Genomic DNA, 9,657 nt, shown 5'->3' on the forward strand with positions numbered 1-9,657 from the left:
GGCAGTCCCGCCGCGCACACTCGGCCACAACAGATCCCACATCCACGCACTCGGCGAAGTTTTCTGATCATTTCTTGGTCACGAAGTGCGACTGGATCAGCCGCGTAGACGTAACAGAAGCGACTGAATCGATGATTTGAGCAACTCGGCGTAGCGCTCCCTGCACTAAGCGTTATTCTCCTCAGACGCGTACGGAACCCGGCCTGTCGCTACGACGGGTGAAAGGTTCCGTACTGCACGTGATGGAAGCTCTGCCTCTGGGAGTCCCGTGTACCCACACGTCGGGGTTGACGCCTCGGGCCTGGCTACGCTCCGCGCGACGGTCCTCGACCACCTGCGCGGCTTCGTCCCCACCGCGTACGCCGTCCCGGCCTTCGCCTCACCGGCACCCGCCGGCCCTTGCTATGCCCTCGCCGACGGCAGCGCCGCCGTGGGCAGACGCGGTGGACGGGGCGGTGCGGGCACCTCGACCACCGCCCGCCGGCCCACCGCCGACAGCGACAGCGCGCGCATGATGGAGCTGGTCGAGCGGGCCCAGGCCGGCGAGGCCGACGCCTTCGGCCGCCTGTACGACCAGTACAGCGACACCGTGTACCGCTACATCTACTACCGCGTCGGCGGGAAGGCGACGGCCGAGGACCTGACCAGCGAGACGTTCCTGCGCGCCCTGCGCCGGATCTCCACCTTCACCTGGCAGGGGCGCGACTTCGGCGCCTGGCTGGTCACCATCGCTCGCAACCTGGTCGCCGACCACTTCAAGTCGAGCCGTTTCCGGCTGGAAGTGACCACCGGCGAAATGCTCGACGCCAATGAGGTCGAGCGCAGCCCTGAGGACTCGGTCCTGGAGTCCCTGTCGAACGCGGCCCTCCTGGAGGCGGTCCGCAAGCTCAACCCGCAGCAGCAGGAGTGCGTGACCCTGCGCTTCCTCCAGGGCCTGTCCGTCGCGGAGACCGCCCGCGTCATGGGCAAGAACGAAGGCGCGATCAAGACCCTCCAGTACCGGGCGGTCCGCACCCTGGCGCGGCTGCTCCCCGAAGACGCCCGCTGACCCGTCCTCCCCTTCCCCGACTCACCGTTGGTGACGCCTCGATGACGCGCTGGTCCGATCATCTTTCGTGCGTAACCCAAGTGCCGAGCCGCTCGTTGTGCGGGATGCAGGCCCCCTGTGGTCACACCCTGACCCCCGACACTCACTCGTTCGTGTGGAAGGGCTCAAGGTGTGCAACCTTCCGGACCCCCAGGGGAGTCGACCGTCATGACGAGAGGAGGTGCCGCCAGTGATCGCGAACGTATCGGCGCACCGGCGGGCGAACGCCTTCGCCCAGGCCCTGGAAGAGCAGACGGCCGAGCAGCCCGAGGCCTCGGTCGAACCGACCGAGCAGGGTCGGCTGTTGGCCCTGGCGAACGGTCTCGGCGAGCTGCCGAGACCCGAGTTGGACCCCGATGTGAAAGTGGTGCAGCGGGCCCGGCTCGTGGCCGCCATGGAGGCGATGTTCGCGGAGGGCGCGGCCGGCGAGGGAAGCGCGGCGGGCCCTACGGTGCCGGAGCAGCGGACCGCGTCCGGGCGGGGCGCCCACCGGGCCACCGCGCTCCGGAGGTTGCGGCCCCGCTCCCGCTGGTCCAAGGGGCTCGCCGCCGGCGGGCTCACGGTCGGGGTGGCGGCGGGCGCCTTCAGCGGGGTGGCCGCTGCCAGTTCCGACGCCCTCCCCGGTGACTCGCTCTACGGGCTGAAGCGCGGCATGGAGGATCTCAAGCTCGGGATGGCGGACGACGACGCCGACCGGGGCGAGATCTATCTGAACCAGGCGTCGACCCGCCTGAGCGAGGCACGGCGCCTGATGGAGCGCGGCCGGTCCGGGGCGCTGGACCACGAGTCGCTCACCGAGATCCGGCGCGTGCTCAGCGGCATGCGGCACGACGCCGCCGAGGGCCACCGGCTGCTCCGCCTCGCGTACGAGCGGGAGGGCACCATCGCCCCGATGGCCACGCTCAGCTCCTTCGCCCGCTCCCACCGCGAGGCGTGGAACGGCCTGCGCGACCGGCTGCCCGTCCAGCTCACCGACGTACGGGACGAGGTGACCGACGTCTTCGACGCCATGGACGAGGAGGTCGGCCCGCTGCGGTCCCAGCTGCCGGAGACACCGGAGCGGAGCGACGGCAGGAGCTCCAGCCGCCCGGGCGCCACCGAGGACTCCCCCGGTGCCCGCCCGTCGCAGCAGGCGCCCTCCGCCCCGGAGAGCGACCGGCCGTCGGGCGGCAGCAGCAAGCCCGGCCCCTCCGGCTCGGGCTCCGGCGCCGCGAAGGACGACGGCCTCCTCGGCGGGAACACCGGCGGCCTGCTCGACCCGGACCCGACGACGGCCCCTCCGTCCTCGGGCGGCAGCGGCGGCACCACCGGCGGCCGGCCCACCGCGCCGCCCGCCCCCGACGTCACCATCCCGCCGCTCCTCCCGGGCATCCTCCCGGGCCTCGGCATCGACGAGGAAGACGCCCGGTAGCGACACCCCCACGACACGCGTGTGCCCTTGTCCGGAAGATCCCGGGCAAGGGCACACGCGCGTACCGGCGGCGGCGGTCAGAAGAAGACCGACCTCCGCTGCACCAGCAGCTTGTACAGCGTGTGCTGGATCTGCTCCCGCACCTGGTCCGTCAGGTTGAACATCAGCATCGGGTCCTCCGCCGCCTCCATCGGATAGCCGTCCGTCGGAATCGGCTCCCCGAACTGGATGGTCCACTTCGTCGGCAGCGGCACCGCCCCGAGCGGCCCCAGCCAGGGGAAGGTGGGCGTCACCGGGAAGTACGGAATGCCGAGCACCCGCGCGAGGGTCTTCAGATTGCCGATCATGGGATAGATCTCCTCCGCCCCCACGATCGAGCACGGAACGATCGGCACCCCCGCCCGCAGCGCCGTCGAGACGAAACCGCCCCGGCCGAACCGCTGGAGCTTGTAGCGCTCGCCGAAGGGCTTCCCGATGCCCTTGAACCCCTCGGGCATCACCCCGACGACCTCGCCGCGCTGCAGCAGCCGCTCCGCGTCCTCCGCGCACGCCAGGGTGTGCCCCGCCTTGCGCGCCAGCTCGTTGACCACCGGCAGGACGAACACCAGGTCCGCCGCGAGCAGCCGCAGATGCCGTCCGGCCGGGTGGTTGTCGTGCACGGCGACCTGCATCATCAGCCCGTCCAGCGGCAGCACGCCCGAGTGGTTCGCCACCACCAGCGCCCCGCCCTCGGCCGGGATGTTCTCGACGCCCTTCACCTCGACCCGGAAGTACTTCTCGTACAGCGGCCGCAGCAGCGACATCAGGACCTGGTCGGTCAGCTCCGCGTCGTAGCCGAACTCGTCGACCTCGTACTCGCCGGTGACCCGGCGCCGCAGGAACGCCAGCCCGCCCGCCACGCGCCGCTCCCAGTCGCCGCGCCGGCCCGGCACCGCGCCACCGCCCGGGGCGTCCCGGCCGGCGTCCCCGTCACCGGCGGCCCCGTCCCGGTCCTCCGGGGCGCCCCCGTCCGGGGCCCGGTCCGCCGGCCGGTCCGCCGAGGGCGGGGCCGGCAGCGGGCTGACCGCGCTGCCCTCGCCGTTCCGGCGCCGCGCGCCCCCGCCGGGGCCGGAGCGCCGGCGCCCCGCCCGGGGTCCGGCCGCACCGGCCCGTGACCGGTCGTCGTCGAACGGGATGACCTTGGCGTCCGCCATCGTTGAATCGCGCTCCCTCATCCGGCGCTGTGAGTCGTCTTCGCCCTGCCACCGAGGAACGGCAGCCCCGACGCGGCGATCCGGTCGACCGCCCCCGCCAGGGCCCCCGGCGGCAGCAGGCCGGGGTCGCGGCTGCGCGCGAAGTCCGCGAAGGCCTCCGCGGTCGTGTACGCGGGGTCGAAGCCGAGCGTCTCGCGCATCTGCGCGGTGCTCACCACCCGCCCGTGCGTCAGCAGCCGGATCTGCTCGGGTGAGAAGTCGGTCACACCGGCCGTGCGCAGCGCCGTACCGACCCAGGTGACCGCCGGCAGCGGCACCGGCACCGTCGGCCGCCCCAGCCGCCGCGAGCACTGCGACAGCGTCAGCACCCCATCACCGGCCACATTGAACGTGCCGCTGTTGAGCGTGCCGCGCCGCGGCTCGTGCGAGGCGATCCGCAGGACCTCCAGCACATCGTCCTCGTGGACGAACTGGAGCCGCGGGTCGTAGCCGAACACCGTCGGCAGCACCGGCAGCGACAGGTACTCGGCCAGCGGGGTGTCCGCGGCCGGGCCGAGGATGTTGGCGAACCGGAGCACGCACACCGCCACGTCGGGCCGCCGCCGGGCGAAGCCCCGTACGTACCCCTCCACCTCGACGGCGTCCTTGGCGAAGCCGCCGCTCGGCAGGGACTTGGGCGGGGTGGTCTCCATGAAGACCGCCGGGTCGCGCGGGGCCGAGCCGTACACGCTCGTACTGGACTTCACCACCAGCCGGCTGACCGTCGGCGACTTCTGGCACGCGCCGAGGAGCTGCATGGTGCCGATGACGTTGGTCTCCTTGACCGCCGCCCGGCCGCCGGTGCCCAGCGGGGTGCCGGTCACGTCCATGTGGACCACGGTGTCGACGCCGTACTCCGCGAGGACACGCCCTATGGCCGGTTGCCGGATGTCGGCGCGGACGAACTCCGCGCCGCCCAGCTGGTGGGTGGGCGGGACGGCGTCGACGCCGATCACCCGCTCCACTCCGGGGTCCCGCTGGACGCGGCGCGCGAACCTGCCGCCGAGCCGCCGGGCCACGCCGGTGACGAGCACGACCTTCCCCAAGATCCGCGCCTTCCGTTCGGTCCTCGCCTATGCGCCACCGTAGCGGGTGAATCGTGCGCTGTAATGACCGCCGCACCCCCGCATCCCCGCCCCGCACCCCCGCGTCCCCACCGCGGGGCGTGCGCGGGCCGCCGGGGCGGGAAAACACCGCGGCCCTCCCACCCGGAGGTGGAAGGGCCGCGAATGGCGCACGTACAGCGTCGCCTTACTTCTTGTTACGACGCTGCACGCGGGTGCGCTTGAGCAGCTTGCGGTGCTTCTTCTTCGCCATCCGCTTGCGCCGCTTCTTGATAACAGAGCCCACGACTACCCTCGCTCACTTCTCGGAACACCCCCGCATCGGCGGGGATCTCGGTGCGGGGCGTCTGGGCCCACACGACCTACGTCGGCCTAGCCTACCGGCCCGAGCACCGTGCTTGTAATCCGAGGGGTGTGCCGGGGGCCCGGCCCGCGGTCGCTAAGCCGTTTCCACCCCCACCAAGGACTCACGGAGGTACTCGTGAACCGCTTGCTCCGGCACCCGGAACGACCTTCCCACCCGGATCGCCGGCAGATGACCGCTGTGCACCAAGCGGTACACGGTCATCTTCGACACGCGCATCACCGCGGCGACTTCCGCCACGGTCAGGAACTTGACCTCGTTGAGAGGCCTCTCGCCAGCAGCAGCCATGACCCACCTGTACCTTCCGCTCGCGACGCCCACCGGCTTCCCCTCCGGTGACTCTTCGTCGCGGTGCGCTCACTCACCAGACTAGGGGCGGGTGATACGAGTGGGGAAGAGGAGCTGCATCCGGGGGCCTACCGTGACAGACACGCTCGATTGAGTACATAGCGAGTGAGCGGCAGGTAGTAGTCGGACCGTACGGCGTCGTCGAGCGGGACCGCCACGGCCACGCGCCCCTCCGCCTCCCCGACGAACAGCGCCGGGTCGTCCGTGTCGGCCAGGCCGACGGCCTCGAAACCCAGCTGACCTGCCCCGCAGACCCATCCGTGGTCCCCGACGACCAGCTCCGGAAGCGGCCCGCCGGCCTCCGCCAGACCCTCCAGAGCGGCCCTCACCGGCAGCGGCGAATGGGTGTGTGCGCCGGTCTCACAACCGGCGCCCTCACCGCCCGGTTCCCGCACCAACGCGACTCCCCGTACGTAGTCAAGCCTGTACGTACGTACGCCGAACCGGGTCGTTATGTCGACACATCGCCCCTGCGCGGGTGTGAGAACGAGACATCCGGCCGCCGACAAAGCGTCTGCCAACCCGGCGTAGAACCCCAGCAGCCGGTGCGGGTGCCCCGTCCCGAACAGCACCGGCGCCCGGCGCCGCGCCACCTCCGCCAGCCGCGCCGCGAACGCGCCGAGCGCGCTCAGCGTCCGCTCCGGGTCGATCGCATCGGGTCCCGACCGGTACGCCGGGTCCCCGGACACCCCGCACCTGTCGGCCATCAGCCGCAGCAGGTCCCCCTCGTCCCACGCCCACCGCGGGTCCAGCCCCAGCGTCACCCGGGGATCCCGCGCCGCGAACAGGCGATAGCTCCGCAGGCTGGCCTCCCGCGACGTGGCCACCGGGCCGGCCAGCCGGGCCGCCAGCAAATGCGCCCGCAGCGCACCGGTACTCAACACCCTGCCGATGCTGCCGCAGCCCGCCCGGCACGGCGCCAAAACCGCGCCCACACCCCACAGTTGGCCTAATCCCGACCCCCCGGGGCCGCCTTGCCTGCCGGGCCCCGCGCTACGCCAGCAGCCCCCGCAGCGGGAACACCGCCCGCCGCGCCGCCAGCACCGCCTGGTCCAGCCGGTCCGCCGGGTCGTACCCCTCGTCCCAGCCGCGCCACGCCACCGGCCACCGGCCGTCCGTCATCCGCCCCGGCCCCAGCTGCCGCGTCCGCGCGTACACCTCGTCCCGCCACGACGACGGGATCACCGACTCGGGCTCCACCGGAGCGTGGGCCGCGATGCCCACCAGATGCGTCCACGACCTCGGGACGACGTCCACCACCGCGTACCCGCCACCGCCCAGCGCCACCCACCGCCCGTCCGCGTACTCGTGCGCCAGGTCGTGGCACGCCACCTGCACCGCCCGCTGCGCGTCCAGCGACACCGCCAGGTGCGCCAGCGGGTCCTCGAAATGCGTGTCCGCCCCGTGCTGCGTCACCAGCACCTGCGGCCGGAAGTCCGCCAGCAGCTCGGGCACCACCGCGTGGAACGCCCGCAGCCAGCCCTCGTCGCCCGTCCCGGCCGGCAGCGCCACATTCACCGCGCCGCCCTCGGACGCCCCCGGCGCCCCGGTCTCCTCCGGCCACCCGGTCCCCGGGAACAGCGTCCGCGGATGCTCGTGCAGCGAGACCGTAAGCACCCGGGGGTCCTCCCAGAACGCCGCCTGCACACCGTCCCCGTGATGCACGTCCACATCCACGTACGCCACTCGCTCCGCGCCCAGCTCCAGCAGCCGCGCGATCGCCAGCGACGCGTCGTTGTAGACGCAGAAGCCCGCCGCCGAGCCGGGCATCGCATGGTGCAGCCCGCCCGCGAAGTTCACCGCGTGCGGCGCGTCCCCCCGCCACACCGCCTCGGCCGCGCCCACCGACTGACCCGCGATCAGCGCGGACGCCTCGTGCATCCCGCCGAACGCCGGATCGTCCATCGTCCCCAGCCCGTACGCCTGGTCCGCCACGCCCGGATCGGCCGACGCCGCCCGCACGGCCGCCACATAGTCCTCGCGGTGTACCAGCCGCAGCGTCGAGTCCCCGGCCGGCTTCGCCGCCACCACCTCCACGGCCCGGTCCAGCCCGTACGCCCGCACCAACCCCATGGTCAGCGCGAGCCGCACCGGGTCCATCGGGTGCCCGCCCCCGAAGTCGTAACCGGTCAGTGCGTCATCCCACATCAACAGTGCGCGGCCGCTCATGCCCGCCACCGTATCGGTCCCGTTCACCGCTGAACGACCGGGCGTACCGCGCGGCCATCAGCACCAGCACCAGCGGCACCAGCATCGCCCCCCGGTGGCTCCACACCTCACCCAGCGCGCCCACCAGCGGCGACCCCACCAGGAACCCCACATAGTTGAAGACGTTCAGCCGGGCCACCTCCGCGTCGTCCCGCGCCGCCGCGAACGTCTGCGGCACCAGCACGCTCAGCCCGAGCCCCAGCACCGTGAACCCCACCAGACCCGTCCAGGGCCCCGGCGCCGCCGCCACCACCCCGAACCCGGCCGCCGCCAGCACCGCGCCGCCCCGGACCACGGCCACCGCCCCCAGCCGCCGCACCCCGAGATCCCCCACGGCCCGCCCCAGCAGCGTCGTGACCATATAGGCGTTGTACGGAACGGTCGCCAGCTCCTCCGACCCGCCCAGCACGTCCGCCACATACAGGGCGCTCCAGTTCGCCACCGTCGAGTCCCCGATGTACGCGAAGGTCATCACCAGGCACAGCGGCGCCAGCACCCGCAGGGACCGCCCCGCGCCACCCGCCGGCTCCCCCGCACCCGCCGGGCCCCCGTCCCCGCCCGCGTACCACCTGCTCCCCACCAGCACCACGGGCCCCAACACCCCGGCCGCCCAGAGATACGACGGCCCCAGCCCCACGCCCCAGTGCACCGCCGCCCACGCCAGCGACGCCCCCAGGATCCCGCCCAGGCTGTACGCGGCATGGAACCCGAGCATGATGCTGCGCCCGTACGCCCGCTGGAGCCCCACCCCCAGCATGTTCATCGCCGCGTCCAGCGCACCGACCGCGAGCCCGAACACCGCGAGCGCGACCGCGAGTTGCCACATCCGTCCCCCGGCCCCCACCGCGGCCAGGGCGAGCAGGACGACCGGCTGGGCCCACCGCAGGACGACGCCGGGCGCCACCCGCCGCACCAACGCCCCCGCCGCCACGCTGCCCACGCCCGCGAGCACGGGCACGGCCGCGAGGAAGGCGGGCAGCAGCGCGTCCGAGATCCCGTACCGCTCCTGCACGGCCGGGATGCGGGTCACCAGCAGGGCGAAGGTCACCCCCTGGACGAAGAAGGCCACCGCCAGCGAGCCCCGCCCCCGCCGCATCCGCGCACTCGTCATGGCGGCACAGCGTAGGTGCCTCACCGGGCCGTGGACAGATCGCTCACGCGAGCAGGTCGAGCAGCCGCCCCATGTCGTCGAAGTGCCCCTGGACGCCCGGCAGTCGACCGGCCGGGGTCATCGTCGTGAACCCGTACACGTCCATCCCCGCCGCCCGGGCCGCCCGCACCCCGAGCGGGCTGTCCTCGACCACCACACAGCGCTCGGGCGGCACCCCCATCCGTCCGGCCGCGTGCAGGAACAGATCCGGCGCCGGCTTCCCCCGGCCCACGTCCTGCGCGCTGAAGACGTTCCCCTCCCTGAACCACCGGTCCAGCCCGGTCCTGCGGTGCCCGACCCGGATCCGCTCATGGCTCCCGGACGACGCCACGCAGTACGCCACCCCGTCGGCCGTCAGCTTCTCCAGCATCTCCGGTACGCCGGCGACGACCTCCAGCCGCTCCTCGAACGCCGCGAACACCCGGGCGTGGAACCGCTCGTCGAAGTCCTCCGGCAGCCGCTGCCCGGTCCGCTCCAGCACCAGGTCGTGCACCCGGTGCATGGCACCCCCCATGAAGTCCCGCAGCGACTCCTCGTACGTCGTGGGGTGCCCCAGCTCGGTGAGGTAACCGGCCAGGATCGTGTTGGACAGCGGCTCGCTGTCGACCAGCACACCGTCATTGTCGAAGACGACCAGTTCATAGCGCATGGCTCGACCCTAAACGCAGGAAAGCCCCGCACCATAAGGTGCGGGGCTTTCCCACAATAATTGTTCGGCGGCGTCCTACTCTCCCACAGGGTCCCCCCTGCAGTACCATCGGCGCTGAAAGGCTTAGCTTCCGGGTTCGGAATG

At 72.7% G+C, this 9,657-nt stretch carries 10 protein-coding genes and 1 rRNA gene; 2 read left to right on the top strand and 9 right to left on the bottom strand.

The annotated features are described in order from the left end of the window. Positions 1 to 268 precede the first annotated feature (268 nt). Both ACF08D_RS15880 and ACF08D_RS15885 read left to right on the top strand, forming a co-directional pair. Entirely contained in the window at positions 269 to 1,048 is a 780-nt protein-coding gene (locus ACF08D_RS15880) for an ECF subfamily RNA polymerase sigma factor, BldN family (protein WP_392223159.1), read from the top strand. A 229-nt stretch (positions 1,049 to 1,277) separates the two neighbouring features. After that, a complete protein-coding gene (locus tag ACF08D_RS15885) occupies positions 1,278 to 2,498 on the top strand; it encodes a DUF5667 domain-containing protein (protein WP_392223160.1) in 1,221 nt (406 codons plus the stop codon). Between the two features lie 77 nt (positions 2,499 to 2,575). On the opposite strand, the gene ACF08D_RS15890 is transcribed toward ACF08D_RS15885, so the two are convergent. The 9 genes from ACF08D_RS15890 to rrf form a co-directional block, all read right to left on the bottom strand. Then, a complete protein-coding gene (locus ACF08D_RS15890) occupies positions 2,576 to 3,691 on the bottom strand; it encodes a lysophospholipid acyltransferase family protein (protein ID WP_392223161.1) in 1,116 nt (371 codons plus the stop codon). A gap of 17 nt (positions 3,692 to 3,708) precedes the next feature. After that, positions 3,709 to 4,776 (bottom strand): NAD-dependent epimerase/dehydratase family protein, encoded by a 1,068-nt coding sequence (locus ACF08D_RS15895; RefSeq protein WP_392223162.1) that lies wholly within the window; start codon positions 4,774 to 4,776, stop codon positions 3,709 to 3,711. Between the two features lie 205 nt (positions 4,777 to 4,981). Further along, positions 4,982 to 5,080, bottom strand: coding sequence for a 30S ribosomal protein bS22 (locus tag ACF08D_RS15900; RefSeq protein WP_003948845.1), 99 nt, complete (start codon positions 5,078 to 5,080; stop codon positions 4,982 to 4,984). A gap of 153 nt (positions 5,081 to 5,233) precedes the next feature. After that, on the bottom strand, positions 5,234 to 5,446 hold the full coding sequence (locus ACF08D_RS15905) for a helix-turn-helix domain-containing protein (protein WP_392223163.1): 213 nt from the start codon (positions 5,444 to 5,446) through the stop codon (positions 5,234 to 5,236). A gap of 128 nt (positions 5,447 to 5,574) precedes the next feature. Then, a complete protein-coding gene (locus ACF08D_RS15910; protein WP_392223164.1) occupies positions 5,575 to 6,390 on the bottom strand; it encodes a phosphatase in 816 nt (271 codons plus the stop codon). Positions 6,391 to 6,499: 109 nt separating this feature from the next. Beyond that, complete coding sequence (locus tag ACF08D_RS15915) at positions 6,500 to 7,675, bottom strand: acetoin utilization protein AcuC (protein ID WP_392223165.1); 1,176 nt, start codon at positions 7,673 to 7,675, stop codon at positions 6,500 to 6,502. Then, entirely contained in the window at positions 7,644 to 8,825 is a 1,182-nt protein-coding gene (locus ACF08D_RS15920) for an MFS transporter (RefSeq protein WP_392223166.1), read from the bottom strand. The genes ACF08D_RS15915 and ACF08D_RS15920 overlap by 32 nt, the downstream gene beginning before the upstream one ends. 43 nt (positions 8,826 to 8,868) lie before the next feature. Then, positions 8,869 to 9,513, bottom strand: coding sequence for an HAD family hydrolase (locus tag ACF08D_RS15925; protein ID WP_392223167.1), 645 nt, complete (start codon positions 9,511 to 9,513; stop codon positions 8,869 to 8,871). 62 nt (positions 9,514 to 9,575) lie between these two features. Beyond that, a 5S ribosomal RNA gene (rrf, locus tag ACF08D_RS15930) occupies positions 9,576 to 9,657 on the bottom strand; the annotation flags it as partial.

The sequence above is a fragment of the Streptomyces sp. NPDC015131 genome, assembly GCF_043079975.1.
Lineage (GTDB): Bacteria > Actinomycetota > Actinomycetes > Streptomycetales > Streptomycetaceae > Streptomyces.

Bases quoted from the DNA above. Each gene is read 5' to 3' on its own strand.
- ACF08D_RS15915 (WP_392223165.1), bottom strand. From the start codon at position 7,675: ATGAGCGGCCGCGCACTGTTGATGTGGGATGACGCACTGACCGGTTAC.
- ACF08D_RS15890 (WP_392223161.1), bottom strand. From the start codon at position 3,691: ATGGCGGACGCCAAGGTCATCCCGTTCGACGACGACCGGTCACGGGCC.
- ACF08D_RS15925 (WP_392223167.1), bottom strand. From the start codon at position 9,513: ATGCGCTATGAACTGGTCGTCTTCGACAATGACGGTGTGCTGGTCGAC.
- ACF08D_RS15905 (WP_392223163.1), bottom strand. From the start codon at position 5,446: ATGGCTGCTGCTGGCGAGAGGCCTCTCAACGAGGTCAAGTTCCTGACC.
- ACF08D_RS15920 (WP_392223166.1), bottom strand. From the start codon at position 8,825: ATGACGAGTGCGCGGATGCGGCGGGGGCGGGGCTCGCTGGCGGTGGCC.